Origin of the sequence: Saccharopolyspora dendranthemae (assembly GCF_007829955.1) — a bacterium.
Taxonomy (GTDB): domain Bacteria; phylum Actinomycetota; class Actinomycetes; order Mycobacteriales; family Pseudonocardiaceae; genus Saccharopolyspora; species Saccharopolyspora dendranthemae.
Genome location: NZ_VIWX01000002.1, coordinates 1,086,645 through 1,113,422, shown reverse-complemented (window position 1 = coordinate 1,113,422; position 26,778 = coordinate 1,086,645). Strand labels below are relative to the sequence as shown.

Sequence of the window (26,778 nt, the reverse complement as noted above, 5' to 3'; positions counted from 1 at the left end):
GATGGAGTGCTTTGCGTGGCGGTGCGGGTAGCGGAACCTGATCGCCTTCATGGACTCCGTGCGCCGCTCCTGATGTCTTCCGCTTACCCAGGGGTGGACATCGGCGTCCCGGCGTACTCGCCACGAAGGCGATCAGAACCCGCGGCGGTGCGGGCTGAGTCCCACACCTGACACAGCGGCTCCGCCGCATTCCTCAACAGCTCCTAGTGCGCGGCCAGGACCGCGCGGCGCAGCACTTCGTCATCGGCCGGTTCGACGGCGAACAGGTCCAGCAGGCACCTGCCGCGTTCCAGGCGCGCGACGACCGGAGGATCGCCGAGGCGCAGTTGCTTGGCGAACCTGCCGGGCAGGGCCACCGCCGCGCTCGGCAGCACCGCACCGGGAGCCCCGCCGCCGCCGACGGTCGCGCCCGATTCGAGCGCCTCGGCGGGAATCCCGGACGCCGCGAGCGAATCGGCCAGCGCCGCAGCGCGTTCGGCGAGACCGGTCCGGTGCAGCGCCTCGGCGACGGGCGGGCGCGGGCCGCGCACGGTGGCCTCCAGCGCGGCCAGCGTCAGCTTGTCCACCCGCAGCGCCCGCGCCAGCGGATGGCGGCGCAGCCGGCGCACGACCTCCTCGCGGCCCAGCAGCAGCCCGCACTGGGGGCCACCGAGGAGCTTGTCGCCGCTGGCGATGACCAGGTCCGCGCCGTCGGCGAGGGTGCTCGCCGCGTCGGGTTCGCCGGGCAGCACCGGGTCCGGCCGCAGCAGTCCCGAACCGATGTCGGCGACCACCGGGACGTCGAGCTCGCGCAGCCGGGACACCGGGACTTCGGCGGTGAACCCGCTGATCACGAAGTTCGACGGGTGGATCTTGAGCACGAACCCGGTGTCGGGACCCAGCGCGTGCCGGTAGTCGTCGAGCCGGGCGCGGTTGGTCGCGCCGACCTCGTGCAGCCGGGCCCCGGTGGAGGTGAGCAGGTCGGGAACGCGGAAACCGTCGCCGATCTCCACCATCTCGCCGCGGGCCAGGACGATTTCCCGTCCCGCGGCCAGCGCCGTGGCCACCAGCGCCAGCGCGGCGGCGCCGTTGTTGACCACGTGCGCGGCTTCGGCTCCGGGAACGGCCTGCACCAGGGCCTCGACGGCCGAAGCGCCGCGGGGTCCGCGGTCGCCGGTGTCGAGGTCCAGCTCCACGTCCGTCGTTCCCGCCGCGACCTGCAGCGCTTCCCGCGCGGCCGCCGACAGCGGTGCGCGTCCGAGGTTGGTGTGCAGCAGAACGCCGGTCGCGTTCACCACCGGACGCAGACCTGATGCCGAATCGGGTAGCGCGGCAACCGTTTCCGGAACCACCTGCTCCGGCGCGAGCAGTCCGTCGCGGGCGCGCTGGGCCACCTCCCGGACGGTCCGCACGACCAGGTCGTGGCCCAGTCGTTCGACGGCGGCGGCCACGTCCGGATCGGCCAGCACCCGATCGGTTCCCGGGACGCCGCGGCGTTGATCAGCCATGCCCCAACCATAGGAACCCACCTGGTCGCCCGCTCGTCGTCGGCACGGCCACCGGGGTGAATCGCGTGGTGCGGACCCGGATCGGGATCGGAAATACGGGTGAAATCCGGGCTCCGCGGCCTGGTTCGGGGGATCCTGGAGTGCGGCCGGGTGAACCGTGACAACGGCCGTTGACAACGTCGTTAGGCTTTCGCGCATGACTCGCGCATCGTGGCAGGGCAGTACCGGTGGATGGCTCGAAACCGGTGACCGGCTGCGATTGGCCGTGCAGGTGCGCGGACCCGAGGACGCGCCGACCGTGCTCGCCGTCCACGGATACCCGGACGACCACACCGTCTGGGACGGCGTGGTCGACGCGCTGTCCGACCGCTACCGGGTGGTCACCTACGACGTGCGCGGCGCCGGTGGCTCGGACCGCCCGGAGACCACCGACGGCTACCTCGTCGACCAGCTCGCCGACGACCTGTTCCGCGTCGCCGACGCCGTCAGCCCGGACCGCCCGGTGCACCTGCTGGCGCACGACTGGGGATCGGTGCAGTCCTGGCACGCGGTGACCGAACCGCGCGCCGAAGGGCGCATCGCCTCCTACACCTCCCTCTCCGGTCCGGGCCTGGACCACTACGGGCAGTGGCTGCGCTCGAAACTGCGCCCGAACCCGCGGGACCTGCGCGAACTGGCCACCCAGCTCGCCTTCTCCGCCTACATCGCGTTCTTCCAGCTCCCCGCCCTGCCGGAACTGGCCTGGCGCAGCGGGATCATGGCCAAGCTGATCTCGACCGTGGAGCGCATGGACCCCAAGGCCGCGGGGAAACCCACCCGCCCGGTCACCTCCGACGGCATCAACGGCCTGGAGCTCTACCGCGCCAACGCCGGACGGCTCGGCGAGCCGGTCAGGCGGCACACCGGAGTCCCGGTGCAGGTGCTGGCACCCACCGGCGATCCGTTCGTGTCGACGCCGCTGCAGGCCGAGATCGAGGACCTCGCCTCCGACCTGCGGGTGCGGCGACTCCCCGGTGGTCACTGGCTTCCCCGCAGCCGTCCGGAACTCGTCGCCCGCTGCGCCGCCGAGTTCGTCGACCACGTCGAGGGCGGCGAGCAGTCCCGCGGTCTGCGCAGCGCCCGCGTGCTGCCCGGACGAGGCGAGTTCGCCGACCAGCTCGTGGTCATCACGGGCGCGGGAAACGGCATCGGCCGGGCCACCGCGCAGGCCTTCGCCGCCGCCGGCGCGCACGTCGTCGCCGCCGACGTCGATCTGAAAGCCCTGCGGGAGACCGGTGAACTGCTCGGAGACGCCGGCACCACGTACGAGGTCGACGTGTCCGACCAGGCCGCGATGGCCGACTTCGCGCAGCGCGTGAGCACCGAGCTGGGCACGCCGGACGTGGTGATCAACAACGCCGGAATCGGCCTGGCAGGGGCGTTCCTGGACACCACGGTCGCCGAGTGGGAGGACGTCATCGACGTCAACCTCTGGGGCGTCATCCACGGCTGCCGGCTGTTCGGGCGGCAGATGGCCGAGCGCGGCGAGGGCGGCCGGATCATCAACGTGGCCTCCGCCGCGGCCTACCTCCCCTCCCGGGTGCTGCCCGCCTACAGCACGACGAAGGCCGCCGTGCTGCGGTTGAGCGAGTGCCTGCGCGTCGAGCTGGCCGCCGACGGCGTCAAGGTCACCGCGGTGTGCCCGGGCCTGGTCAACACCGGCATCACCACGAGCAGCCGCTTCGCGGGCACCGACGAGGCCGAGCAGGCCAAGCGCCGCCGAGCGGCCACCGAGCTCTACCAGCGCCGCGACTTCAGCCCGCAACGCGCCGCCGACGAGATCCTGCGCGCCACCAGACGCGCGCCCGCCATCGCCCCGGTGACCCCGGAAGCCCGCGCCGGACTGGTGCTCTCGCGGCTCACCCCCCGACTGCTGCGGGCCGCGGCCCGAGTCGACCACATGCCCAAGTAGGAGGTGGCATGGATCTGGACCCCGGTGAGCCGGAGCGCGTCGCGCTGCACGCGCGAGACGTGGAGTTCGACTGGTCCCAGCTGCCGATGCACTGGGTCCCGGGCGAACCGTTCGCCACGCACTGGATCAACTTCCTGCACCTGGTGCTGCCGGAAGGGGAGCGCTGGTTCGTGGAGGTGTTCAAGCAGGCGCTGCCGCTGATCACCGACGAGCGGCTGGCCGAGGACGTGCGCGGATTCGTCGGCCAGGAGGCCGTGCACGCCGAATCGCACCAGGGCGTGATCGACCACTTCGACGCCCACGGCCTGGACACCCGGCCGTTCGTCGGGCAGGTCCGCTGGATGTTCCGCAAGACCCTGGGCGACCGGCCGCTGCGCGGCAAGCGCGCCGAGTCCTGGCTGGTGCAGCGGCTGGCCCTGGTCGCCGCCATCGAGCACTTCACCGCGTTCCTCGGCCAATGGGTGCTCGACGCCGAGGAGCTGGACCTGGCCGGTGCGGACGCGACGATGCTGGACCTGCTGCGCTGGCACGGCGCCGAGGAGGTCGAGCACCGCGCGGTCGCCTTCGAGGTCTACCAGCACGTCCACGGCGGATACCTGCTGCGCGTGCAGTCCATGCTGCTCGCGACCGCGGTGCTGACGATCCTGTGGGTGCGCGGACTGCGCTTCCTGCTGGCGCACGACCCGGTGCTGCGCGGCAGGCGCAAGCCCCGCTGGCGCGACCTGATCCGCACCGGACGCCTCGGGCTCACCCCGAGCTACCGTCAGCTGCTCGGTTCCCTCCCGGCGTTCTTCCGGCCCGGCTACCACCCGTCGCAGCACGGTTCGACGGCGCAGGCGGTGGACTACCTGGCCGGCTCGCCCGCGGCGCTGGCGGCAGGCCACTAGATGGCCGAGACCCGACCGGAGCCGACCGGGACCGCCGGACCCAACCGGCTGATGCGCGTGCTGGACCGGGTCGTCGGCGGCGTGGAGTGGCTGCACCGCAACAGCCGCCGCGACGCCGGACCAGCACGCGCGGTCGACCACGACCTGCCCCTGGTGATCTCCGAGATCCGGGCCGAAGCCGACGGCGTGCGCAGCCTCCGGCTGAGCAGACCCGGCGGCGGACCGCTGCCCGCCTGGCAGCCCGGCGCGCACCTGGACGTGCTGCTGCCCTCGGGCCGCACGCGGCAGTACTCGCTGTGCGGGCCGCCGGGGGAGCGGCGCCACTACCGAATCGCGGTGCGGCGCCTGGCCGAAGGCGCGGGCGGTTCCCGCGAGATCCACGACGAGCTCTGCGAGGGCGACCGGATCGTGGCGCGCGGTCCGCGCAACGCGTTCCCGTTCGTCCGCGGGCGCTCCTACCTCTTCGTCGCGGGCGGCATCGGGATCACCCCGATCCTGCCGATGGTGCGCGCCGCCCGGACCCGCGGCGCCGACTGGCGGCTGGTCTACACCGGACGATCGCGTGCGTCGATGCCGTTCCTGGGCGAGATCGGCGACCTACCGGCGGAACGCGTGTGGATCCGTCCCGACACGGAGTTCGGCGTTCCCGCGGCAGGCGGCGAACTGCTCGCCCACGCGCCGCCGGGCGCCGCGGTCTACGCGTGCGGTCCGGTGCCGATGATCACGTCGCTGCGCCTGGACCTGCCCGGCAGCACCGCCAGAGGCCTGCACTGGGAACGGTTCTCGGCGCCCCCGATCATCGACGGCCGGGCCTTCAGCGTGGAGCTGGCCCGCAGCGGCAGAACGGTCGAGGTGCCCGCCGACCGCACCGCGCTGGACGCGATCGGCGAGGTGATGCCGGAGGTCGCCTACTCGTGCCGTCAGGGCTTCTGCGGCACCTGCCACGTCCCGCTGCTGTCCGGCCAGGTGCGCAGGCGCGGCCGGGCGCGCGGCGACGACGTGGCGCTCTGCGTGGATCGAGGGCGGGGGCCGATCGCCGTCGATCTGTGAAGGACCCCGGTCGGGGGACCGGAGGGGAAGCGGGGTCGCCCGGAAGCGGGACCGGGCGACCCCGCGCAAAAACGCTTCCTGGGACCCAGGCGGACCCGTAGCCTCGGTCGGAGGCGACCTGGGGAGGAACCGTGGAACGCGACGGGCTGACGGAGATCACCTCGACCGAGGAGTTGGAGGAGGCCGTCGGCGCACCGCTGCAGCGGGTCCTGGACAAGGAACGCTCCGCGCTGCACCCGCTGGACCGCGAGTGGCTGGCCGCGTCGCCCCTCTGCCTGGTCGCGACCTCCGACGCGGAGGGCCGGTGCGACGTCTCGCCCAAGGGCGACCCCGCCGGGTTCACCCTCGTGCTCGACGAGCGCACCATCGCCCTCCCGGAACGGCCCGGCAACCGCCGCGTCGACGGCTTCCGCAACGTGCTGGCCAACCCGCACGTGGGCCTCATCTACTTCCTCCCCGGACGCGGCGACACGCTGCGGATCAACGGCCGCGCGAGGCTGCTGCGCGACGCCCCGTTCTTCGAGCGGATGGTCGTGAAGGGCCATCGGCCCAGCGTCGCGCTCCTGGTGGAGGTCGAGCAGGTCTTCCACCACTGCTCCAAGGCGTTCCTGCGCTCGCGGCTCTGGGACCCCCAGACCTGGGACCCCGACGCCGTTCCGTCCCGCGCGCACATCGCCAAGGAGCTCGAACGCCCGCACGACTCGATGGCCGAGCTCGAGCACTACTACTCCGCCGAGCGCTACGAGCGCCTGCTCTACGACGCCACGGGCTGACCGAGCGCGGCATCTCGGAACCGGGCCGGGGTGATCGCGTAGTACCGGCGGAACCACCTGGTCAGATGGCTCTGATCGGCGAAGCCGGCCTCCGCCGCCGCCTCGGCCGGAGTCCGCCCGGACGCCAGCGATCGACGCGCGCAGCGCACCCGCAGCTGCCGCTGGTACTCGCCGGGAGTGAGGCCGTGCAGGTCTCGGAACGCGCGGTAGAGCGCGAACCGGCTCCGGCCGCTGATCTCGGCCAGCCGTGCCGTCTCGACGTCAGTGGCGAACTCCGCGTGCAGCAGCTCCCGGACCTGCCGCAGACCGTCGTCCTCCCGCCGGGTCTCCGCGGTCCAGCCCGGGGGAGCGGCGGTGACCGCGCCCAGCCGGACCATCGTCCGCACCGCCCGGTGCAGCGCCTCGTCCTGCGCGAGCGCGCTCTCGCCGCCGGTGAGCGCGGCGTGCACCTCGCGCAGCGCGGCGGCCAGGCCCGGCTCGTGCAGCACCGGCTCGGCGAACAGCGGCAGCCCCACCGGCCGACCGGCCTCGTCGGAGAGGACGTCCCCGATCAGCTCCGGGGACAGGTGCACGATCTGGTAGGTGAAGCCGCCCTCGTCCGCGGCGTGCCCGTCGTGCGGGTCCTCCGGGTTGAACGCCATCACCATGCCTTCCGCGCTGGTGCGCTGCGCGCCCCTGCACCGGAAGGTCTGCGCGCCCAGCTCCGTGCAGCCGAACGAGTAGGACTCGTGGGCGTGCAGGTCGTAGCGGTGGTGCTCGAAGTGCGCGCGCATCACCTCGACCGGTACCCGGGGCGAACGCCGGTAGGAGACCCACTCCTGGCTCATGCCCCCATTGTTCACCGCCGCGGGGAACGGCCGGCGCACCAGCGTTCAAGACCTCGCGCCCGCCGAGGGGCTGAGATCGGCGCATGGCACACCGAACGAAGATCGCCGTGGTGGTGCGCGAGGACCTGGCGGGCTGGCAGCGGCTCAACGTCACCGCCTTCCTCGCCAGCGGCATCACCGCCGCTCACCCGGAACTGATGGGCGAGGACTACGTCGACGCCGACGGCCGCGAGTACCTCCCGCTGCTCGGACTTCCCGTGCTGGTCCACGCGGCGTCCGCCGACGAGCTGGCGCGAAGCCACGCCCGCGCCGTCGCGCGGGACATGCCTACGGCGATCTACTCCGAAGGCATGTTCAAGACCGGCAACGACACCGACAACCGCGGTGTGGTCGCCGAACGCTCCACCGACGACCTCGACCTCGTCGGGTTCGCCGTGCACGGGCCGCGCAACGCCGTCGACAAGGTCTGCAAGGGACTCGCCCTGCACCCGTGACGCGCGAGGTGTGAGAGATCGACAGGCTGGGTACCCTCCGGGACATGGCGGCCACGTGGCTGAACTGGCCGGTGTTGCGACAGCTCACCGGGCCCGACCGGCTGGGCAGGGGCCCGGCGTCGCGGTCCCGGCGCACCGACGAGCTGCGGGCTCGCACCAGTGACGCCGACGACGTCACGCGCTCGGTGTGCCCGTACTGCGCCGTGGGATGCGGCCAGCGGATCTTCACCTCCGGTGGCCGCATCACCCAGATCGAGGGCGACCCGGAATCGCCGATCAGCCGCGGGCGCCTGTGCCCCAAGGGCTCGGCCAGCCGGGAGCTGGTCACCTCACCGCTGCGCGAGACCAAGGTCCGCTACCGCCGTCCGCACGGCACCGAGTGGGAGGACCTCGACCTCGACGTCGCGCTGGACATGATCGCCGATCGGGTGCTGGCCACCCGCGACGCGACCTGGGAGGACGCCGACGACCAAGGCAGGCCGCTGCGGCGCACGATGGGCATCGCGAGCCTCGGAGGAGCGACCCTCGACAACGAGGAGAACTACCTCATGAAGAAGCTCTACACCGCCCTGGGCGCGCTCCAGGTGGAGAACCAGGCGCGCATTTGACACTCCTCCACGGTGCCCGGTCTGGGCACCTCCTTCGGGCGTGGCGGCGCCACCACCTTCCAGCAGGACCTCGCCGAATCGGACTGCATCCTCATCCAGGGCTCCAACATGGCCGAAGCCCATCCGGTCGGTTTCCAGTGGGTCATGGAGGCCAAGAAGCGCGGCGCCAAGATCATCCACGTCGACCCGCGCTACACCCGCACCTCGGCGGTGGCGGACAAGCACCTCGCGCTGCGGGCCGGGAGTGACATCGCGTTCCTCGGCGGGCTGATCAACCACGTGCTCAGCAGCGACGCGCACTTCCACGACTACGTGGTCGCCTACACCAACGCGGCCATGATCGTCGGCGAGGAGTTCGCCGACACCGAGGACCTCGACGGCCTGTTCTCCGGCTTCGACCCCGAGGCGGGCAGCTACGACGTCACGACCTGGCAGTACCAGGGCAGCCAGGCCGCACCCGCCGTCGGCGGCCACGGGACCGAGCAGGCACCGACCAGCAGGCACGGCCGGGAACGCGCCGCCAGCCGCCCCGAGCGCAGCGGATCCGGCGGGCCCGTCTACCACGGGCACCCCGAATCCGACCCGACGCTGGAACACCCGCGCTGCGTGTTCCAGCTGCTCAAGCGCCACTACGCGCGCTACACCCCGGACGTGGTGGAGCAGATCTGCGGCATCTCCCAGGAGGACTTCGCCTGGGTCGCCGACCAGCTCGTCGCCCACTCCGGGCGCGACCGCACCTCGGCCATCGCCTACGCCGTCGGCTGGACCCACCACACCGTCGGCGCGCAGTACATCCGCGCCGCCTCGATCCTGCAGCTGCTGCTGGGCAACATCGGCCGTCCCGGCGGAGGCATCCTGGCGTTGCGCGGGCACGCCAGCATCCAGGGCTCCACCGACATCCCGACCCTGTTCAACCTGCTGCCCGGCTACATCCCGATGCCGCACGCGCACACCGACACCGACCTGGAGTCCTTCGTCGCCGACGACGAGCTGGCCTGCGGCTACTGGGCCAACATCCGGTCCTACCTGGTCAGCCTGCTCAAGTCCTGGTGGGGCGAGCACGCCACCGCCGACAACGACTTCTGCTTCGACCGGCTGCCCCGGCTCACCGGTGACCACGGCACCTTCCAAACGGTGCTCGACCAGATCGAGGGCAAGTGCCAGGGCTACTTCGTCATCGGGGAGAACCCGGCCGTGGGCACCGCCAACGCCCGCCAGCAGCGCATGGGCCTGGCCGCGCTGGACTGGCTGGTCGTGCGCGACCTGCACATGATCGAGACCGCCACCTTCTGGAAGGACGGTCCCGAGATCGAGACCGGCGAGATGCGCACCGCCGACATCGGCACCGAGGTGTTCTTCCTGCCCGCCGCCTCGCACACCGAGAAGGACGGGTCGTTCACCAACACCCAGCGCCTCCTGCAGTGGCACCACAAAGCCGTCGAACCGACCGAGGACCAGCGCAGCGACCTGTGGTTCTACTACCACCTCGGCCGCCGGATCAGGGAGAAGCTCACCGGTGAGGACGAGCGCGACCGCGCGGTGCTGGAGCTGACCTGGGACTACCCGACGCACGGGGAGATCGCCGAACCCAGCGCGGAGGCCGTGCTCGCCGAGATCAACGGCTACGACGGCGACGACCGCCCGCTGTCGGCCTACCCGCAGCTGCGCTCCGACGGATCCACCCGATGCGGCTGCTGGATCTACTGCGGCGTGACGGCCGACGGCGTCAACCAGTCCGCCCGCCGCGTTCCCGCCGACCAGCAGGACCGGGTCGCGCCGGAGTGGGGCTGGGCGTGGCCGGCCAACCGCCGCATCCTCTACAACCGCGCCTCGGCCGATCCCGACGGCAAGCCCTGGAGCGACCGCAAGGCCTACGTCTGGTGGGACGACGGGCGAGGCGAGTGGACCGGCCACGACGTCCCCGACTTCGACAAGACCAAGCGCCCCGACTACCAGCCGGAGGACGGCGCCGTCGGGCCGGCGGGGATCGCGGGCACCGAGCCGTTCATCATGCAGAGCGACGGGCGCGGCTGGCTCTACGTACCCGCGGGTCTCGTCGACGGTCCGTTCCCCGCGCACTACGAGCCGCAGGAATCACCGGTCGCCAACCTGCTGCACCCGCACCAGCAGCGGAACCCCGCGCGGCAGATCCACTCGCGCCCGGAGAACCGCTACCAGCCCAGCGGCGACGAACCCGGCAGCGACGTGTTCCCGTACGTGTTCACCACGTTCCGGCTCACCGAGCACCACACCGCGGGCGGCATGAGCCGCTGGCTGCGCCACCTCAGCGAGCTCGCCCCGGCCATGTTCCTCGAGGTCTCCCCGGAATTGGCGGTCGAACGAGGTCTCCAGCACGGCGACTGGGCCACCGTCGTCACCGCCCGCAGCGCCATCGAAGGCCGGGTGATGGTGACCGAGCGGATGCGGCCCCTGCTGATCGGCGGGCGCACGCTGCACCAGATCGGCATCCCCTGGCACTGGGGACCCAACGGGCTGACCACCGGCGACGCCGCCAACGAGCTCATCGGCGTGGCGCTGGACCCCAACGTGCACATCATGGAGACCAAGGCCGGGGCCTGCGACGTCCGGCCCGGGCGCAGACCGCGCGCCGCCGCGCTCAACCGCCTGGTCGCCGAGTACCGCGACCGCGCGGGCATCGACGAGCGCACCGGCACCGAGCACGCGGACGACCCGAGAGTGGAAGGAGGCTGAGCGTGAGCGTCAACCGGCTGTCGGGACCGCTCGACGACCCGGCGGGGGAGACCGGGTACCCGCCGCAGCCGCGCGCGGGGTTCTTCACCGACACGAGCGTGTGCATCGGCTGCAAGGCGTGCGAGGTCGCCTGCAAGCAGTGGAACCTGCTGCCCGAGGACGGCATGGACCTGACGGGCATGTCCTACGACAACACCGAGGCGCTCAGCGGAACCACCTGGCGGCACGTCGCCTTCGTCGAGCAGAGCGGGACCCCCGAGGAACTCGGCATGCCCGCCTTCGGCGCGCCGGATGAGCAGCAGGTGCGCTGGCTGATGTCCTCCGACGTCTGCAAGCACTGCACGCACGCGGCCTGCCTCGACGTGTGCCCGACGGGCGCGCTGATCCGCACCGAGCACGGCACCGTGCTGGTGCAGGACGACGTGTGCAACGGATGCGGCTACTGCGTCCCGGCCTGTCCCTACGGCGTGATCGACATGCGGCCCGACACCGGCGGCGCGGCCAAGTGCACGATGTGCCAGGACCGCTTGGGGGCCGGGCTCATGCCCGCCTGCGCCACCGCCTGCCCGACGGAGTCCATCCAGTACGGACCCCTCGACGAGCTGCGGGAGCGCGCCGCGCTGCGGGTCGACGAGCTGCACGAGCAGGGCGTGACCAGCGCGCGGCTCTACGGCCACGACCCGACCGACGGCGTCGGCGGCGACGGCGCGTTCTTCCTGCTGCTCGACGAGCCCGAGGTCTACGGCCTGCCGCCGGATCCGGTCGTCACGACGCGCGACCTGCCCTCGATGTGGCGGCACGCGGCCGCGGGGGCGCTCACCGCAGCGGCGCTGATCGCGGGATCCTTCCTCGGGAGGCGCAGGTGAGCTCCTACTACGGGCTGCCGGTGCTCAAGGAACCGGTGTGGAAGGTCCCGGACGTCCCGGCCTACCTCTACCTCGGCGGCATGGCCGGAGCGTCCTCGACGATGGCGCTGCTGGCGGATCTCACCGGTCGTCGGCACCTGGCGCGGGCCGGTCGGGTGGCAGCGGCGGTGGGCGCGACGGCGAGCGTCGGAGCCCTGGTGCACGACCTGGGACGGCCGGCGCGGTTCCTGCACATGCTGCGGGTGTTCAAACCGACCTCACCGCTGAGCGTGGGGTCCTGGATCCTCGCGCCCTTCTCGGGCCTGGCCGGGGCGGCCGCCGCCAGCGAGCTCACCGGGCTGCTGCCGGTGCCGGGCAAGGCGGCCGGAGTGCTGGCGGGCTTCCTCGCACCCGCGATGACCACCTACACCGCGGTCCTGCTGGCCGACACCGCCGTGCCGGGCTGGCACGAGGCCTACCGGGAGCTGCCGTTCGTGTTCGCCGGGAGCGCGGTCGCCAGCGCCGGGGCGGTCGGGCTGGTCGCGGCGCCTGCGCAAGCCCGCCCGGCGCGCCGGATGGCTGTGGCCGGGTCGGCGTTGGAACTGGCCGCGAGCAGGCGGATGGAGGCCCGCTTGGGCCTGGCCGCGGAGGCCTACCGCACCGGACGGGCGGGCGCGGTGCTGCGCGTGGCGCGGGCGACCACCGCCGTGGGCGCGGGGCTGGCGCTGGCGGCCGGGCGCAGCCGCGCGGCCGGTGTGGCGGCGGGGGCCTGCTTGACGCTCGGGGCGGTCGCCACTCGCTACGGAGTGTTCGAAGCAGGCCGGGAAACGGCCCGCGATCCCCGCTACGTCGTCGAGCCCCAGCGCGAACGCGTGGGCGCACCAGGGTCCGAAGTCCGTGGCGAAGTGCACAGATCGAGTTCGGATGGTGACCTCCAGTAGTCACTCACGTGAGTGAGTAGTGGTTCAAGTCTCACCCTGCGTGGTTTGATTTCAGGTGAATAACGCATTTCTGATCAAGAAATGACCAGCTAAAACACCAACATCGTCGCGATCTTGGTTGCGTTTCTATGACGAGCGCCACTGGCTGTGAGTTTTGTTCACACTTTTCAGCTACGTAGCGTTGCCTGGCGTCGGCGCCCCCGAGCCGACAGCAAGCCCGGAAGTCCGCAGCGCCGAACCCTGCCCGGCGGGCTTTCCGAAACCCCGAGACTGCATTGCGGGCAGGGACGTGACGACCGCCGGGAACCCGGTGCGGACGGCAGAGCCGGCCGCACGGAGCCCCAGGGCTGGAACGGCACGAAGGCGTTGCTGGAGACAAGACTGACAATGGGCAAGCACCGCAAGTCCACCACCCGTCGCAACCTCACCCGCGTCGCCGTCGCCGGCGTTGCGGTCGCCGCTCCGTTCGCCATGACCCTCCCGGCCAACGCGGCCTCGGAGTCCACGTGGGACTCCGTCGCGCAGTGCGAGAGCGGTGGCGACTGGAACATCAGCACCGGCAACGGTTACTACGGTGGCCTGCAGTTCAACCAGTCCACCTGGTCGGCCTACGGCGGCGACAGCTACGGCTCGAACGCCGCGCAGGCCAGCAAGTCGCAGCAGATCGCCGTGGCCGAGCGCGTGCTCCAGGCGCAGGGCCCGGGCGCGTGGCCGGTGTGCTCGAAGAAGGCCGGCCTGACCAAGGGCGGCAGTGCCGAGCACCAGGACGCCGAATCGGGCAGCAGCAAGAAGAGCACCGAGAAGAAGTCCACCACCAAGAAGAAGAACCCGGTCAAGAAGACCGTCAAGGTCGAGGGCACCTACACCGTGCAGTCGGGTGACACCCTGGGTTCGATCGCGCAGGACCAGGGCGTGAGCTGGGAGTCGATCTTCGACAAGAACCGTTCGGCCGTGAAGGACGCGAACGTGATCTTCCCGGGTCAGCAGCTCGCCATCAAGTGACCCACCCCGTCTGCGGACCAGGGTGCGCATGAACGAGGGACCCCGCCTTCCTCTCTCCGGCGGGGTCCCTCGTCTGCGATCTGCGGAACGCCTCTCACTTGAGCTTGCGGCGGCGCAGGTCGTTGCGGATGTCCCATGCGGTCCAGCCGATTCCGGCGAAGGCGAAGAAGCCCAGCATCAGCACGAGTTCGGTCACGTCCGGCTCCCTTCGGATCTTGACGAACACCGTCGGGATCAAATCCGAGAGTAATTGCACGTTCGTTGATCGCCGAGCGTATCGCCGCAATAGACCCCAACGGGTGAGCGCTGCGATGTGGAATGATCCGCCGTTCGGACTCAAAACCGCACAACCGCAACGAAATGTCGCGAGACGTGAAGTCGGCTCTGATCTCTCGAGTCGACCGTCCGATCACCTAACGTGCCCTCGCGACATCATCCCGAGTGATTGCTGCTCGAACGCGGGACTTACCGGCATGTCAGCGCAGCGGACATCCCCAGCCGCGGCGGACCATTGACGTGACCGCACTCACCCCGCGTGCCCCTACCCCCGACCTTCGGAAAGGGGACCCCCGATGTTCATCGCACTTCAAATGGACGCCGCAGTCGATTCCGGACTCGACAGCTGGGTCGGACCCGCTGCCATCACGGCCGGTTTCCTGCTCTTGATCGTCGCGCTGTTTCGCCGGAGCCGGGCCACACTGGCCAGGAAGCGAAGGGCGGCGCGCCCGAGTGCGGCCGATTAGCGGTGTCGCGCAGCCCTGAGCCGACCCGGCGTGCCGCGTGCGACGGCCGCCCGAGGGGGGAGGGGACGCATGTCCGACACCACGCGGGAGACCGACGAGCCGACGGTCGACCAGACACCGGCCCAGCGCCAGTCGCCCGATCAGCGGCCGAGCGCCGACGGCGGCCGTCCGCCTGACCGAACCCAGGGCGCTGACCAGCACTGGAAGGTCGTTCCCGCGCCCGTGCGCGAGCCCGCCGACACCCGTCGGATGGGCCTGCGCACCGCGATGGCCATCAACGCAGGCAAGTGGGCGGCGTCGCTGTCGCAGCGTCTCGGTCTCGGATCCGGCGGCATGATCGGTGGCCGATTGGCGCTGACGCTACAACCCGATCTCCTGCAGCGGTTGGCAACCGGTCGGCGTGTCGTCATGGTCACCGGAACGAATGGCAAGACCACCACCACCCAGATGGTCGCCGAGGCGCTGCGCGCGAAGGCACCCGCGGTCAGCAATGCGACCGGCGCGAACATGCTCGACGGTCACGTCGCCGCGCTGCTGACCCAGCTCGACGCTCCCTTCGCCGCGCTGGAGGTCGACGAGCTGCACCTGGCGCAGGTCACCGAGCGCTTCGAACCGTCGGCGATCCTCCTGCTGAACCTCAGCCGCGACCAGCTCGACCGCGTGGGCGAGGTCCGCACCGTCGCGGCCAGCCTGCAACGGGCGCTCACCCAAGCCCCGGGGGCGCAGGTCATCGCCAACCGCGACGACCCCAACATCGTGTTCGCCGCCGCCGGCCACCCCCACGTCACCTGGGTCTCCGGTGGCGTGCGGTGGCGCGACGACGCGCTGAACTGCCCGCAGTGCGGTGCCTTCATCGGCGACGTCGACCGCGATTGGCGCTGCCAGTGCGGGCTCGCGCGGCCACCCGCCGACTGGAAGGTCACCGACACCGGCGTCCTGGACTCCGAGGGCACCCACCACGAGCTCGCGCTCGCCCTGCCCGGTCACGTCAACCGCGTCAACGCCACCTTCGCGCTGGCCGCCGCGCTGCAGCTGGGCGGGGAGGAAGCCCCGGTGCTGGCGCGCGTCCGCCGGATCTCGCAGGCCGCCGGCCGCTACGACACGGTGCGGCTCGGTGGACGCCGGGTCCGATTGCTGCTGGCCAAGAACCCCGCCAGCTGGCTGGAGATGCTCGACCTGGTCTCCAGCAACGACGAACCGCTGGTGCTGGTGGTCAACAGCCGCGAAGCCGACGGCTACGACGTCTCGTGGTTGTGGGACGTGGACTTCGAGATGCTGCGCGGCCGGCCCGTCCAGGTCGCGGGCGACCGAGCCCTGGACCTCGCGGTGCGCCTGCGCTACGCCGGGGTGCGGGCCAGCGTCGCTTCCACGGTCGAGGTCGCCCTCGGCGGCACCGAAGGCGGATTGCCCGACGTCATCGCCAACTACACCGCCTTCCGCGACCTGCACACCAGGAGCCGCACATGACCGGGGAACGAGTCCGCATCGCCCTCGTCCTGCCAGACCTGCTGGGCACCTACGGAGACCGCGGCAACGCGATCGTGCTGGCCCAGCGGTTGCGCTGGCGGAGCATCGGCAGCGAGCTGGTCACCGTCCTGTCCTCCGACGACGCCGTCCCGGAGGACTGCGACCTGTACCTGATCGGCGGCGGGGAGGACGTCGCGCAGGTCGCCGCCGTTCGCTTCCTGCGCCGCGGTGCCGGCCTGACCCGCGCGGTGGCCCGAGGAGTTCCGGTGCTGGGGATCTGCGGCGGTCTGCAGGTGCTGGGAACGGGCTTCGTCACCGGTGACGGGCAGCGCCACGACGGGCTCGGCCTCGTCGACGCCACGACCGAGCCGGGCCGCGGACGCGCGATCGGCGAGGTGACCACCCAGTCCACGCTCGGCGGGGTCGGGATGCTCACCGGTTTCGAGAACCACCTCGGGCGCACGTCCCTCGGGCCCGGTTCGCACGCGCTGGGCAAGGTCGTGCGCGGCGTCGGCAACGGCCGGGACGAGGCCGAGGGCGCGGTGACCGGGCACGTCGTCTGCACCTACATGCACGGCCCGGTGCTGGCGCGGAACCCGAAGCTGGCCGACCTGCTGCTGGAGTGGGCCCTGGGCGAACCGCTGGCACCGGTTCCGGACCCGCCCGAGCTCAAAGCGCTGCGCACCGAGCGCACCCGGGTGCACGTGCGCAACCGCAAGTAGTCACCGACGAGCGAGCCGGCCCAGCTTCTGCAGGGCCGGCCGCAGCTCGGGCGCCCGCAGCAGGGCGAGCACGCCGAGGCTGACGGCCAGCACGACGATCCCGTGCAGCACGAGGGCCAGCCACGCGTCCACCATCGGGTTCAGCGGGCCGGTCAACGCGCGCACCCCGGCCAGCACCGCCAGCGAGCACAACGCCCCGACGGTGCACGCCAGCAGCGCGCGCAGGCACCCCACCACCGTCGCTCCGGTACGCAGCGAACCGATCCGGGCGCGCAACCAGATCTGCCCGACCACGGCACCGAGCAGGAAGCTCGCCGACATCGCCGCGGTCACCCCGAGCACGACGTCCTGCGGGTCCACGGTGGCCAGCACGAGGTAGCACAGCACGCTGCGCACGGCGACCATGATCACGTTGATCCAGGTCGGGGTGCGGGCGTCGTGCATCGCGTAGAAGGCCCGCAGCTGCAGCATGGTGATCCCGAAGGGCACGACGCCCGCGGCCGCCGCGGCCAGCGCCCAGCCGAGCCGCCCGGCGGCGGCGACGTCGCTGGCGCCCAGCGAGAAGAACGCGACCGCGAGCGGACCGCCCGCCACCACCAGCAGCGCGCTGACCGGCATCAGCAGCACCGCGGTCATCCGCGTGCCCCAGGCGACGTCGTCGACGAACGCGCGGGTTTCGCCGGAGGCCGCGGCCTGGCTGATCCGCGGCATCAGCGCCGTCAGCAGCGACACGCCCAGCACGCCGTAGGGCACCTGGGACAGCAGCCACGCGTAGTTGAACGTCGCCACGCTGCCCGGGGTGCCCTGCGCGGTGACGCGGGTGATCACCACCATCCCGGCCTGGCTGATCAGCGTGTAGAGCACCACCCAGCCGGCCAGACCGCCGAACTCCGACAGCCGCCGGTCCCATCCCCACCGCCACCGGTAGCGGAACCCGCTGCGCCGCAAGGACACGACCATCACCAGCAGCTGGGTGGTGATCCCGGCCAGCGTTCCGAGCCCGAGCACCAGCAGCTTCGGCTCTCCGATGCGCACCGGGTCGGTGGAGATCTCACCGGGCATCACCGCGTAGACGATCACGGTGGTGATCACCACGAGGTTGTTGAACACCGGTGCCCAGGCGGGAGTGCCGAACAGACCGCGCACGTTGAGGATCGCCTGCAGCAGGGCCGACATGCCGTAGCAGACGATGCCCGGCAGCAGCAGGTAGGCGAACGCGGTGGTCAGCTCCGCGTTGGCCCGGGTGTCAGGACCCAGGTACAGCGCGGTCAGCAGCCCGGCACCGGCGACCGCGACGGCGGTGGCGACGCCGAGAAGCACCGCGCCCATGGTGATCATCCACTGCGCGTAGGACTGCCCGTGCTCGGGTCCTTCCCGCTGCGCCCGCACCAGCAGCGGAACGGCGATGCTGGTGAGCACCCCGCCCAGCAGCAGCTCGTTGACGACGGTGGGCAGCGTGTTGGCCACGGTGTAGGAGTCGTTGACCATGCCCAGCCCGAGCACCACCACGAGCAACACCTTGGCGAGCAGGCCGCTGATCCTGCTAATCGCGGTGGCCACGGCCATGGCCGCGCTCGCGCGGGCGAGTGAGGGGCTTCGGACACCGGTGTCGGCCTGATCGACCACGTAGCCCCTCCCATCGGCTCGTTCGATGCTGAAGGTGCCACGAAACACCCGCTCTCGCCGGGTGAACCGGTTCCGTGGCACGCTGATCGAGAGGCCTGTGAAAGGGGTGCGCGCGTGATCGTGTTCGGTGTGGTCCTGCTGGTCGCCGGTGCGGTGGTGGCGATCGCTTTCGGTGGCGACGCGGGTGGCTGGTTGCTGCCGGTGGGCCTGATGGCCGCGGGGGCGGGGATCGGCCTCGCGGGGCTCGTCGCCCGACTGCGCCGGTCGCCCGTGCGGGCCGCGGTCCGGGCGCATCGCGCGGGGGCGGCCGGATCGCCGTTCGCCCGCGTCAAGGCCGTGCCGTCCATGGTCGGTTCGACCGCGCGGGGCCGGAACCCCGAGCTCCCGCGCTACCAGGCGGCGCTGTGGCTGATCGCGCTGGTCTACCTGGTCTCGCCGATCGACTTCATCCCGGATTTCCTGCCGCTGCTGGGCATCGGCGACGACATCGGAGTCGCCAGCTGGCTGCTGAGCAGCCTTTACGCGGAGTCGGGCAACTACCTCGCCGGCCGCGAACGCCCTCGCGAGGTCGAGCCGGGGGAGTAGTGGGGAGCGTCAACGCCCGGGATCGGGCGTCGACGGTGCGACGTACTTCGACTCGCGCCGCGCACGCCGCCCGAACATCGCGTGGTCCAGGGACCAGTTCCCGGCGTTGAACCCCATCGCGAGCGCGGCCGCGCCGATGACCAGGGGCAGTTCGAATCCGTCCGGCGCGAACAGGCCGTGCGGCAGGTGGACGAAGATGATCGCTCCGGCCATGTCGAGCGCCACCGCCAGTCCGACCAGCGGCAGTGCGATGCCGAGGATCAGCAGGACGCCGCCGATGAGCTCCACGACGGTCGCGTACCAGGCGGCGAGCTGGGGCAGCGGCACGCCCATAGTGCCGAAGTTCTGCGCGGTCGTGGGAACGCCCCAGGTCACGAGCTTCTGCCAGCCGTGCGCGATGAGGACGATCCCGACGCCGATCCGGCCGATGAGGGTGAGCGAGCTGCGAAGCGCGTTCATGCCGACTCCTGTGCTGTGCGGGTCCTCCCAGTGTCGGCGTGATCGACTCGCCCGTCATCTCGGGATCGGCGCGGCAACTCCGCTGAACGCAGAAGTGCCCCGGTGGAACGCCGTTCCACCGGGGCACTCGCGCGAGGAAGACCTCACTTGAGGAGGTTGCGTGCCATCACCATGCGCTGGACCTGGTTGGTGCCCTCGTAGATCTGGGTGATCTTGGCGTCGCGCATCATGCGCTCGACCGGGAAGTCGCGGGTGTAGCCGGCGCCGCCGAAGAGCTGGACGGCGTCGGTGGTGACCTCCATGGCCACGTCGGAGGCGAAGCACTTCGCCGCCGCGGAGATGAAGCCGAGGTTGGGCTCACCGCGCTCGGCGCGGGCGGCCGCCACGTAGACCATCTGACGGGCGGACTCGACCTTCATCGCCATGTCGGCGAGCATGAACTGCACGCCCTGGAACTCGGCGATGGACTTGCCGAACTGCTTGCGCTCCTTGACGTAGGCCAGCGCCTGGTCCAGCGCGCCCTGCGCGATGCCGACCGCCTGCGCGCCGATCGTCGGACGCGTGTGGTCGAGGGTCTTGAGCGCGGTCTTGAAGCCGGTGCCCGGCTCACCGATGATCCGGTCGGCCGGGATGGTGGCGTCCTCGAAGTACAGCTCGACGGTGGGCGAGCCCTTGATGCCGAGCTTCTTCTCCTTGGGGCCGACGGTGAAGCCCGGGTCGTCGGCGTGCACGGCGAAGGCGCTGATGCCGTTGGCGCCCTTCTCCGGGTCGGTCACGGCCATGACCGTGTACCACTTCGACACGCCGCCGTTGGTGATCCAGCACTTGCTGCCGTTGAGCACCCAGTTGTCGCCGTCGCGGCGGGCGCGGGTCTTCATCGCCGCGGCGTCGGAGCCCGCTTCGCGCTCGGATAGCGCGTAGGAAGCGGTGGTCTCACCGCTGGCGATCGAGGGCAGGACCTGCTTCTTGAGGTCCTCGGAGGCCGACAGGATGATCGGCATGGTGCCGAGCTTGTTGACCGCGGGGATCAGCGAGGAGGACCCGCAGACCCGGGCGACCTCTTCGATGACGATGCAGGTGGCCACCGAGTCGGCGCCCTCGCCGCCGTACTCCTCGGGGATGTGGGTCGCGGCGAAACCGGCCTTGACCAGCGCGTCGAGGGCTTCCTTCGGGTAGCGCTCCTGCTCGTCGACGTCGGTCGCGTGGGGCGCGATCTCCTTCTCGGCGAGGGCGCGCACCGCCTCGCGCAGCGCGTCGTGCTCCTCGGCGAGCTGGTAGGTGTCGAAGTTCGGGTCCACCGGGTCCCTCCCTAGTCCCGTCGCACAGCCGCGAGCGGGGTCTCGTCGCATGCCGCCCGCGTAACGCGGCGGACCTGATGTCGCCCTCATCGTAACGGCACTGAGTGCCACTAGCAATTCTGCGGTGCTACATTCGCAGCCATGTCCGAGGCAGTCGTTGCGGCTCCCAAGCCCCGTTCTGGACGCACTCCGCACGGCCGCCGGAAGGTGCGCAGCGCGATCGCGGTCGCCGCGCTGGAGAGGTTCGCCGAGCAGGGCTTCGAAGCGACCACCGTGGACCAGATCGCCGAGGCCGCCGGGGTCGGGAGGCGTACCTTCTTCCGGTACTTCCGGTCCAAGGAGGACGTCGTGTTCCCCGGGCACGACGAGCGGCTGGCCGACGTCGTGGAGCTGCTGGAGTCGGCTGCTCCGGACGCCGACGCGCTGCGGGTCCTGGGGGAGGCCGCGGAGTTCGTGCTGGGGATGTACCTCGAAGAACCCGAGGTCTCGCTCAAGCGCTCGGAGCTGACCAGGCAGGTCCCGGCCTTGCGGGACAAGGAGATCGCGAGCATCGACCGGTACCAGCGGGTCTTCGCGCGCTACCTGCGCGCCCGCTTCGCCGGCCAGCCCGACGCCGAGCTGCACGCGGCGGTCGCGGCCTCGGCGGTGGTCGCCGCGCACAACCACGTGCTGCGCCAGTGGCTGCGCAGCGGGGGAGAGTTGGACGCCGGGGCGGCGCTGCGGCACGCCACCGAGCAGGTCCGCGAGGCGCTGTCCGGGCAGTGGCCCGGGGGAGCGACCGGCGCGGGTCAGGACTCGGTCGTGGTGGCCGCCGTGCGCACCTCCGCCTCGGCGGGAGCGGTTCTGGAGCGGGTCCAGGAGGCCCTGCGCGACGTCGAACGGTGATCGCTCGGCACCCGGTGCCGAATGGGATCACAGCGCATCACATATCGATTACATTCGTGGGTTCAGTGTGGAATGAAATTATCCCGGGACAGGCGGAGAACACCACCCGCCCCGGGATCAAGCGGCCGCGATCAGACCACGAAGGCCTCCATCGCGTCGGCCCCGGCGGGAGCTCCTCCGGTCGAGCGCAGGACGTCCCGCATCCGGTCGAGGTTGCTGCGCACGTCGGGATCGGAGGACATCCGGTCGACGGCCGCGCGCAGCTCCGCGGCGGTGACGGTCTCCGGATCGAGCTTCACGCCGAGGCCGAGCTCCTCCGCGCGGGCGGCGTTCGCCGACTGCTCGGGCATCTGCGGCACCGCGATCAGCGGAACGCCGCTGTGCAGCGACTCCATGGTCGAGTTCATGCCGGTGTGCGAGACGAACGCCTCGGCGTGCCGCAGCACCGCGGGCTGGGGGAACGAGGGTCGCACGTCGAAGTGGGCCGGGATCTCGCCCAGCGCGGCCGGATCCACGCGCGATCCGATCGACAGCGCGACCTGCCACGGTCCCTCGGCGAAGGCTTCGAAGCACAACCGGTAGAAGTCCGGGCGCTCGTTGAACGCGGTTCCCAGCGCGATGTAGACGAGCGGGCGCTGCGGGTCGGCGGGGGAGTAGTCCTCGTCCGCGCGGTCGCCCACGAGCGGGCCGATGAACCGGAAGCGCTCGTCGAACGTCTCGTGCGCCAGCTGGAACTCCTCCGGCAGGAACACCAGGTTCAGGCCGGTCGGAGGCCCGCCGATCAGGGGAACGGCTTCGACGCCGAATTCCTCACCGACCTCGGTCATCGCCTCGTGGATCTTGGTCATGGCCTCGGCGTGCTGCGGACCGACCGCGGGGGCGTGCTCGGCCATCATGGAGGAGCGCAGATCGAAGTTCTCGTTGCTCGCGAAGTTGGGGACCAACGAGACCGCTGGGATGCCGAGCTTGTCGGCCAGCATCCGGCCGTAGGTGGTCATCACGTCGGAGCACACCGCGTCCGGCGGTGAATCGGAGAAGTGTTCCAGCAGCACCGGCATGCACTGGCGGACGTCCCCGATGAAGAACTCCATCATCGTCCGCATGCGCTCAGGGGTGAAGACGTTCCCCTGCCCGGCGATGTCGGGCATCTTCGTCGGCAGCCCCAGCACCTCGGCGCCGGTGGCCCGCACCGTTTCCAGCGCGTCGGACCCGACCGCGTAGGTGACCCGGTGGCCTCGGTCGAGCAGCTCGCTGACCAGCGCCAACGTGGGGTTCACGTGCCCGAAGGCGGGCACGCTGGTGAACAGGAAGTGCTTCTTCATAGCTCCTCGAGACGGGTCAGAGCGGGCGGCGGAAACCGCGGACCGCGATGGTGATGCCGACCGCGCACAGCAGTGCGCTGGTGGCCAGCGCGGAGATCACGCCCGCGCCGGTGGGCAGCGCGAGGGAGAGGTTGCGGGAGGCGTCCACGGCGTAGGTCAGGGGGTTGATCTTGGCCACGACCCCGAGCCAGGTCGGCAGCGACTGCACGGGCACGAACGCGCTGGAGGCGAACATCAGCGGGAACATGGCGAGGAAGCCGATGCTCTGCATGACCTCCTCCTTGCGCAGCCAGGAGCCCAGCGCCAGGAAGAGCCAGGACAACGACCAGCTGACGAACAGCGCCAGGAAGAACGCGCCGAGCGTCCCGCCGAAGCCGCCGGCGGGGGCGAAGCCGTAGACCAGTGCGGCGACCGTCAGGAGCACGATCAGCTGCACCGCGGTGCGGGCCAGGTCCGCGAGGCTGCGCGCGATGAGCACCGCGCTCATGCCGATGGGCAGGGCGCGGAAGCGGGCGATGACGCCGTTCTTCATGTCGGTGACCAGGCCGACCCCGGACTGCATGGCCGCGCCGATGCCGGTGGTCACCAGGATCGCCGGCATCAGGTAGTTGATGTAGCTGCCGCCCTGGTCGGCGACGTTGCCCATCATCGCCTTCCCGAAGACCTGGCTGAACAGCGTCAGCATGATCAGCGGTTGCAGCAGGCTGAAGATGACCACGCGCGGGTCCTTGATGACGGCGCGCAGCGAACGGCCGGTCAGCACGAGGATCTGGGTGGGGTAGGAGGCGCCGCGCCAGCGCCGGGTGGTGGGCGCGGGGGCGGGGGCGCTCGGCGGAGCGGTCAAGGTGGTGGTCATGGGATCCCTCAGGCGGCGGTGGGCGTGTGGTGGGCGAGGGCGAGGTAGACGTCGTCCAGGGTCGGTTCCCCGAGTCCCAGGTCGCCGATGTCGATGCCGGTCTCATCGAGCGCGCGCACCACGTCGGCGAGCTGGCGGGAAGCGCTGATGGGAATGGTGAGCCGGGTGTCCTCGTGCACCGGGTCGAACCCGGCGGCCCGGAGGGAGCGCAGGGCGTCGGTGGTGCGGGAACCATCGGTGAGCGTGGCGTTGACGGTGCGCTGCCCGACCTGGGCCTTGAGCTGCTCGGCGGTGCCGGTCGCCACGACCTTGCCCGCCGAGAGCACGGTGATGGAGTCGGCGAGGCGGTCGGCCTCGTCGAGGTACTGGGTGGTCAGCAGGACGGTGGTGCCGTCGTTGACGAGGTCTTCCACGATCTGCCAGAGGTTGAGCCTGCTGACGGGGTCGAGCCCGGTGGTGGGTTCGTCCAGGAAGATCACGTCGGGCTGGCCGACGAGGCTGGCGGCGATGTCGAGCCTGCGGCGCATGCCGCCGGAATAGGTCCGTGCCGGGCGTCGTCCGGCTTCGGCGAGGTCGAAGGTGGTCAGGAGCTCGTCGGCGCGCTGCTTGGCCTCGCGGCGACTCGCGCCTAACAGCCGGGCGATGAGGACGAGGTTGTCGTAGCCGGAGAGCTGCTCGTCGACGGAGGCGAACTGCCCGGTGAGCCCGATGCGCGCGGTGACCTCGCGCCGGTGGGTGACGACGTCGAGGCCTGCGATGCGGGCGGTGCCGCTGGTCGGCGGCAGCAGCGTGCTCAGCACGTTGATCAGCGTGGTCTTGCCCGCTCCGTTGTGGCCGAGCAGGCCGAGGACGCTGCCTTGGCCGACGGAGATGCTGACGTCGTCGAGGGCGGTGACGTCCCCGAACCTCTGGGTGATGTGGTGCGCTTCGATGATCGGATCGGTCATGAGGATTCCCCGGTGGTGTGGGCGGTTTCGGCGAGGGCGCCGTGCAGCAGCACGTCGACGCGCGCGCGGATGGCGGCCGTGTGATCGGTGTCCGCCGTGCTCTGCGCGGTGGCGGTGAAGCGGAGACCGAGCACGAGCGACTGCAGGTATTTGGCGAGGTCCTCCGGCGGGATCCGCAGCTCCTGCGGATCGACCAGGGAGACCACCGCGGCGTTGAGGTCGTGGATGAACTGCTCGCGTGCCTCGGGCAGTCCGGTCGGCTTGCGGTCGGGTCCGCCGCGCAGGTCGAACCCGGAGGCGGCGAGGGTGTGGACGAGCTCTCCGAAGCGGGTGAAGTGGTCGAGGAACAGCTGAGCGGCTTCGGTCAGCCGTTCAGCGACGTCGGTGTCGCGGGGGACCGCTCGAACGGTCGCGCACAGCTCGTCCGGGCGCAGGGCCGCGGTGACGCAGGCCTGGAGGAGCTCGGTCTTGTCGCTGAAGGCGCGGAACACGGTGCCTTCAGCGATCCCGGCGGCCTGGGCGATCTGCTTGGTCGTGACGTGCGCCCCGTGCTCGCGCACGAGCGGCAGGACGGCCGCGACGATCGCCTCGCGCCGCTGATCGGGACTCATCGCCGAAGCACGGCGGCGCGGTTGCTCTGCGGTCACCTCACCACCATAGGAGTGAGTGCTCACTCATGCCAATGAGTGGGTGCTCACTCACTCGACGTCTGGCCGTCGGGCTGCGTGGCAGTTGTGGTCCGAACCGTCCGGGCGAAACGAACATTGATCACGGGCAATTCAGACCACCACTGCCCGTTCGACGTTCAGCCCGCCTCGCGGAGGCGCTGGAGGACCGGGGCGAATGCTTCCACGTACGGAGCGTGGACGGTCCAGTGGGTGAAGCCGAAGCGCTCGCGGTTGCGGCGAACCTGCTCGGCCATCTGCTCGACCGTGCCGATGAGCAGGAACGGGGTCTCCAAGAGCTCATCGAGGGTCATCGTGCCGCCGAACCGGGGGAGGAGTTCGGCGGCGGTGGTCCGGCGGTCCTCGCTCGGGGCGACCGCTTGGACGAGTGCCTGCCATTCGACCTGGTCGGCGCGTGGTCCCGCGTTCTCCCGGGCGAAGCGCACGCGTTCGTCGATCTCCTCGGCGGTGCAGATGCGGAAGGTGCCGGGCGGGTGGCCGGGGATCTGGCGGATGCCGGAGATGCCGATGATGTCCGCGGTGTCCGCCGCGATCCGCAGCACCCGGTCGCCGGTGCCGCCGACGAGCAGAGGCGGGCCGGACCCGTCGAACCCGGTGCGCTGCACCGGGCGGAGCGCGGGCAGGCCGTGCTCCGCCCGGGCCTCCTGCTGCTGCGGGAACCCGTCCAGCGCGAACTGGCGCGCGAGCTCGGCGATGGTGGACCGCAGCCGTTCGGTGCGGGCGCCGAAGGGCTGCCACTCGATGCCGGCCTCGTCGAACTCCCACTTCATGTGCCCGGCGCCGAGGCCGACCTCGAGGCGTCCGCCGGTGAGCAGGTCGGTGGTGGCGATCTCGCGCGCGAGCAGGGCGGGGTTCCAGAACGGGACGTTGATCACCAGCGTCCCGACGCGCATCCGCTCGGTGGCCTGCGCGGCGGCGACCAGCGCCGGAAAAGGGGAGGGGCGGCCGAGGTGATCGGCCGTGAACACCACGTCGTAGCCGAGTGATTCCACCCGCCGGCAGTGGTCGCCGAACTCGGAGGCGGAGCGGATCGCGAAGACGTTGCATGAGAACCGGAATTCAGCCATGTCCGGATGCTGCTCCTCGGCCGCATCACCGTCTCCCGATTTCACCAGGGGCGGAGCGCCAGCAGAGGGTTGAATGCATCTATATCTTCAGTGTCAACTGAATTTAAACCGTCTAAAGACCAAAAGCACAACCGCGAGGAGGGGGAGGAGAGCGGTGGCGCGCCGCCTGGTCCTGGGAGGTCGTGCTGTGGCCTGGACGGCGCGCCCGCTCGTCGTCAGTCGTAGCCGCGGATGACGTGGCTTTCGTCGTCTTCGGTGTCGACTGACTCCCGGCGCGACTGGACCGGGAGGTCCAGGTCGATGTCCGGGTCAAAGGAGTCCTGCTGGGCGACTCGATGATCTGAGAGCGTCATGGCCGGGCTCCTCTCGGCAACGGATTTCACCGGCCGATCGTCCGTCCCTGCTGGACAGATCGCATGTGGGACGCGCCACGGGGGTTCCGGAATCCCTCGGAAGAGCAGCGTTGTCTTAGATATTGACTTCTGCAACTTCAGTGGCGAGTGAAAAGAATGCTCCGCGTCCTCCAGCACGCACGACT

Annotated in this window: 24 protein-coding genes; 13 read left to right on the top strand and 11 right to left on the bottom strand. The window is 71.0% G+C overall.

Annotation, left to right across the window (positions count from 1 at the left end):
• Positions 1–203 precede the first annotated feature (203 nt).
• Positions 204–1,487 carry an L-seryl-tRNA(Sec) selenium transferase gene (gene selA, locus FHU35_RS13930; RefSeq protein ID WP_145739344.1) on the bottom strand — a complete coding sequence of 428 codons (1,284 nt, stop codon included), beginning with the start codon at positions 1,485–1,487 and terminating at the stop codon, positions 204–206.
• A gap of 196 nt (positions 1,488–1,683) precedes the next feature.
• Between selA and FHU35_RS13925 the strand changes: the two genes are divergently transcribed.
• From FHU35_RS13925 to FHU35_RS13910, 4 genes are all read left to right on the top strand, one after another.
• Positions 1,684–3,438 carry an SDR family oxidoreductase gene (locus tag FHU35_RS13925; protein ID WP_145739342.1) on the top strand — a complete coding sequence of 585 codons (1,755 nt, stop codon included), beginning with the start codon at positions 1,684–1,686 and terminating at the stop codon, positions 3,436–3,438.
• Between the two features lie 8 nt (positions 3,439–3,446).
• Positions 3,447–4,325 (top strand): metal-dependent hydrolase, encoded by an 879-nt coding sequence (locus FHU35_RS13920; protein WP_145739340.1) that lies wholly within the window; start codon positions 3,447–3,449, stop codon positions 4,323–4,325.
• The gene (locus tag FHU35_RS13915) at positions 4,326–5,375 is read left to right on the top strand and encodes a PDR/VanB family oxidoreductase (protein ID WP_145739338.1); all 1,050 of its coding nucleotides are present in this window, start codon (positions 4,326–4,328) and stop codon (positions 5,373–5,375) included.
• 131 nt (positions 5,376–5,506) lie between these two features.
• The gene (locus FHU35_RS13910) at positions 5,507–6,148 is read left to right on the top strand and encodes a pyridoxamine 5'-phosphate oxidase family protein (RefSeq protein WP_145739336.1); all 642 of its coding nucleotides are present in this window, start codon (positions 5,507–5,509) and stop codon (positions 6,146–6,148) included.
• On the opposite strand, the gene FHU35_RS13905 is transcribed toward FHU35_RS13910, so the two are convergent.
• On the bottom strand, positions 6,130–6,975 hold the full coding sequence (locus FHU35_RS13905; protein WP_145739334.1) for an AraC family transcriptional regulator: 846 nt from the start codon (positions 6,973–6,975) through the stop codon (positions 6,130–6,132). The genes FHU35_RS13910 and FHU35_RS13905 overlap by 19 nt on opposite strands.
• 83 nt (positions 6,976–7,058) lie before the next feature.
• Here FHU35_RS13905 and FHU35_RS13900 point away from each other — a divergent pair, with 83 nt between their 5' ends.
• The 7 genes from FHU35_RS13900 (at position 7,059) to FHU35_RS13865 (ending at position 16,509) form a co-directional block, all read left to right on the top strand.
• Positions 7,059–7,469, top strand: a complete 411-nt coding sequence (locus FHU35_RS13900) for a DUF2000 domain-containing protein (protein WP_145739333.1) — start codon at positions 7,059–7,061, stop codon at positions 7,467–7,469.
• A gap of 44 nt (positions 7,470–7,513) precedes the next feature.
• Positions 7,514–10,789 carry a formate dehydrogenase gene (gene fdh / locus FHU35_RS13890; RefSeq protein WP_186459412.1) on the top strand — a complete coding sequence of 1,092 codons (3,276 nt, stop codon included), beginning with the start codon at positions 7,514–7,516 and terminating at the stop codon, positions 10,787–10,789.
• A gap of 2 nt (positions 10,790–10,791) precedes the next feature.
• Positions 10,792–11,655 carry a 4Fe-4S dicluster domain-containing protein gene (locus tag FHU35_RS13885; RefSeq protein ID WP_145739330.1) on the top strand — a complete coding sequence of 288 codons (864 nt, stop codon included), beginning with the start codon at positions 10,792–10,794 and terminating at the stop codon, positions 11,653–11,655.
• Positions 11,652–12,575 carry an NrfD/PsrC family molybdoenzyme membrane anchor subunit gene (gene nrfD / locus FHU35_RS13880; protein WP_246110286.1) on the top strand — a complete coding sequence of 308 codons (924 nt, stop codon included), beginning with the start codon at positions 11,652–11,654 and terminating at the stop codon, positions 12,573–12,575. The genes FHU35_RS13885 and nrfD overlap by 4 nt, the downstream gene beginning before the upstream one ends.
• Positions 12,576–12,962: 387 nt before the next feature.
• A complete protein-coding gene (locus FHU35_RS13875; RefSeq protein WP_145739325.1) occupies positions 12,963–13,577 on the top strand; it encodes a LysM peptidoglycan-binding domain-containing protein in 615 nt (204 codons plus the stop codon).
• A gap of 812 nt (positions 13,578–14,389) precedes the next feature.
• Positions 14,390–15,787 (top strand): MurT ligase domain-containing protein, encoded by a 1,398-nt coding sequence (locus FHU35_RS13870; protein ID WP_145739323.1) that lies wholly within the window; start codon positions 14,390–14,392, stop codon positions 15,785–15,787.
• Positions 15,784–16,509, top strand: a complete 726-nt coding sequence (locus tag FHU35_RS13865; RefSeq protein ID WP_145739321.1) for a type 1 glutamine amidotransferase — start codon at positions 15,784–15,786, stop codon at positions 16,507–16,509. Before FHU35_RS13870 ends, FHU35_RS13865 begins: the two co-directional genes overlap by 4 nt.
• Here FHU35_RS13865 and murJ read toward each other — a convergent pair whose 3' ends face one another.
• On the bottom strand, positions 16,510–18,135 hold the full coding sequence (gene murJ, locus FHU35_RS13860) for a murein biosynthesis integral membrane protein MurJ (protein ID WP_145739319.1): 1,626 nt from the start codon (positions 18,133–18,135) through the stop codon (positions 16,510–16,512). It abuts the gene before it with no gap.
• 114 nt (positions 18,136–18,249) lie between these two features.
• Between murJ and FHU35_RS13855 the strand changes: the two genes are divergently transcribed.
• Positions 18,250–18,720: a YkvA family protein gene (locus FHU35_RS13855; RefSeq protein WP_145739317.1), complete on the top strand. Its 471-nt coding sequence runs from the start codon at positions 18,250–18,252 to the stop codon at positions 18,718–18,720.
• A gap of 9 nt (positions 18,721–18,729) precedes the next feature.
• Here the strand turns inward: FHU35_RS13855 and FHU35_RS13850 are convergent, their stop codons facing one another.
• Both FHU35_RS13850 and FHU35_RS13845 read right to left on the bottom strand, forming a co-directional pair.
• Entirely contained in the window at positions 18,730–19,179 is a 450-nt protein-coding gene (locus FHU35_RS13850; protein ID WP_145739315.1) for a DoxX family protein, read from the bottom strand.
• Positions 19,180–19,322: 143 nt separating this feature from the next.
• Positions 19,323–20,477 carry an acyl-CoA dehydrogenase gene (locus FHU35_RS13845; protein ID WP_246110285.1) on the bottom strand — a complete coding sequence of 385 codons (1,155 nt, stop codon included), beginning with the start codon at positions 20,475–20,477 and terminating at the stop codon, positions 19,323–19,325.
• A gap of 141 nt (positions 20,478–20,618) precedes the next feature.
• Here FHU35_RS13845 and FHU35_RS13840 point away from each other — a divergent pair, with 141 nt between their 5' ends.
• The gene (locus FHU35_RS13840) at positions 20,619–21,362 is read left to right on the top strand and encodes a TetR family transcriptional regulator (RefSeq protein ID WP_145739311.1); all 744 of its coding nucleotides are present in this window, start codon (positions 20,619–20,621) and stop codon (positions 21,360–21,362) included.
• 131 nt (positions 21,363–21,493) lie between these two features.
• Here the strand turns inward: FHU35_RS13840 and FHU35_RS13835 are convergent, their stop codons facing one another.
• The 6 genes from FHU35_RS13835 to FHU35_RS29285 form a co-directional block, all read right to left on the bottom strand.
• Positions 21,494–22,684 carry a macrolide family glycosyltransferase gene (locus FHU35_RS13835; protein ID WP_145739309.1) on the bottom strand — a complete coding sequence of 397 codons (1,191 nt, stop codon included), beginning with the start codon at positions 22,682–22,684 and terminating at the stop codon, positions 21,494–21,496.
• Positions 22,685–22,700: 16 nt separating this feature from the next.
• Positions 22,701–23,540: an ABC transporter permease gene (locus tag FHU35_RS13830; protein WP_145739307.1), complete on the bottom strand. Its 840-nt coding sequence runs from the start codon at positions 23,538–23,540 to the stop codon at positions 22,701–22,703.
• An 8-nt stretch (positions 23,541–23,548) separates the two neighbouring features.
• On the bottom strand, positions 23,549–24,487 hold the full coding sequence (locus FHU35_RS13825; protein ID WP_145739306.1) for an ATP-binding cassette domain-containing protein: 939 nt from the start codon (positions 24,485–24,487) through the stop codon (positions 23,549–23,551).
• Positions 24,484–25,134, bottom strand: coding sequence for a TetR/AcrR family transcriptional regulator (locus FHU35_RS13820; RefSeq protein ID WP_246110284.1), 651 nt, complete (start codon positions 25,132–25,134; stop codon positions 24,484–24,486). The genes FHU35_RS13825 and FHU35_RS13820 overlap by 4 nt, the downstream gene beginning before the upstream one ends.
• Positions 25,135–25,292: 158 nt before the next feature.
• Complete coding sequence (locus FHU35_RS13815; RefSeq protein WP_145739304.1) at positions 25,293–26,240, bottom strand: LLM class F420-dependent oxidoreductase; 948 nt, start codon at positions 26,238–26,240, stop codon at positions 25,293–25,295.
• Between the two features lie 215 nt (positions 26,241–26,455).
• The gene (locus tag FHU35_RS29285) at positions 26,456–26,593 is read right to left on the bottom strand and encodes a hypothetical protein (RefSeq protein WP_186459411.1); all 138 of its coding nucleotides are present in this window, start codon (positions 26,591–26,593) and stop codon (positions 26,456–26,458) included.
• Between the last annotated feature and the right edge of the window lie 185 nt (positions 26,594–26,778).

Bases quoted from the DNA above. Each gene is read 5' to 3' on its own strand.
- FHU35_RS13920 (WP_145739340.1), top strand. From the start codon at position 3,447: ATGGATCTGGACCCCGGTGAGCCGGAGCGCGTCGCGCTGCACGCGCGA.
- FHU35_RS13875 (WP_145739325.1), top strand. From the start codon at position 12,963: ATGGGCAAGCACCGCAAGTCCACCACCCGTCGCAACCTCACCCGCGTC.
- FHU35_RS13870 (WP_145739323.1), top strand. From the start codon at position 14,390: ATGTCCGACACCACGCGGGAGACCGACGAGCCGACGGTCGACCAGACA.
- FHU35_RS13815 (WP_145739304.1), bottom strand. From the start codon at position 26,240: ATGGCTGAATTCCGGTTCTCATGCAACGTCTTCGCGATCCGCTCCGCC.
- FHU35_RS13850 (WP_145739315.1), bottom strand. From the start codon at position 19,179: ATGAACGCGCTTCGCAGCTCGCTCACCCTCATCGGCCGGATCGGCGTC.
- FHU35_RS13905 (WP_145739334.1), bottom strand. From the start codon at position 6,975: ATGAGCCAGGAGTGGGTCTCCTACCGGCGTTCGCCCCGGGTACCGGTC.
- FHU35_RS13830 (WP_145739307.1), bottom strand. From the start codon at position 23,540: ATGACCACCACCTTGACCGCTCCGCCGAGCGCCCCCGCCCCCGCGCCC.
- FHU35_RS13900 (WP_145739333.1), top strand. From the start codon at position 7,059: ATGGCACACCGAACGAAGATCGCCGTGGTGGTGCGCGAGGACCTGGCG.
- FHU35_RS13925 (WP_145739342.1), top strand. From the start codon at position 1,684: ATGACTCGCGCATCGTGGCAGGGCAGTACCGGTGGATGGCTCGAAACC.
- FHU35_RS13835 (WP_145739309.1), bottom strand. From the start codon at position 22,684: ATGAAGAAGCACTTCCTGTTCACCAGCGTGCCCGCCTTCGGGCACGTG.
- selA (WP_145739344.1), bottom strand. From the start codon at position 1,487: ATGGCTGATCAACGCCGCGGCGTCCCGGGAACCGATCGGGTGCTGGCC.
- FHU35_RS13865 (WP_145739321.1), top strand. From the start codon at position 15,784: ATGACCGGGGAACGAGTCCGCATCGCCCTCGTCCTGCCAGACCTGCTG.
- FHU35_RS29285 (WP_186459411.1), bottom strand. From the start codon at position 26,593: ATGACGCTCTCAGATCATCGAGTCGCCCAGCAGGACTCCTTTGACCCG.
- FHU35_RS13825 (WP_145739306.1), bottom strand. From the start codon at position 24,487: ATGACCGATCCGATCATCGAAGCGCACCACATCACCCAGAGGTTCGGG.
- FHU35_RS13840 (WP_145739311.1), top strand. From the start codon at position 20,619: ATGTCCGAGGCAGTCGTTGCGGCTCCCAAGCCCCGTTCTGGACGCACT.
- FHU35_RS13915 (WP_145739338.1), top strand. From the start codon at position 4,326: ATGGCCGAGACCCGACCGGAGCCGACCGGGACCGCCGGACCCAACCGG.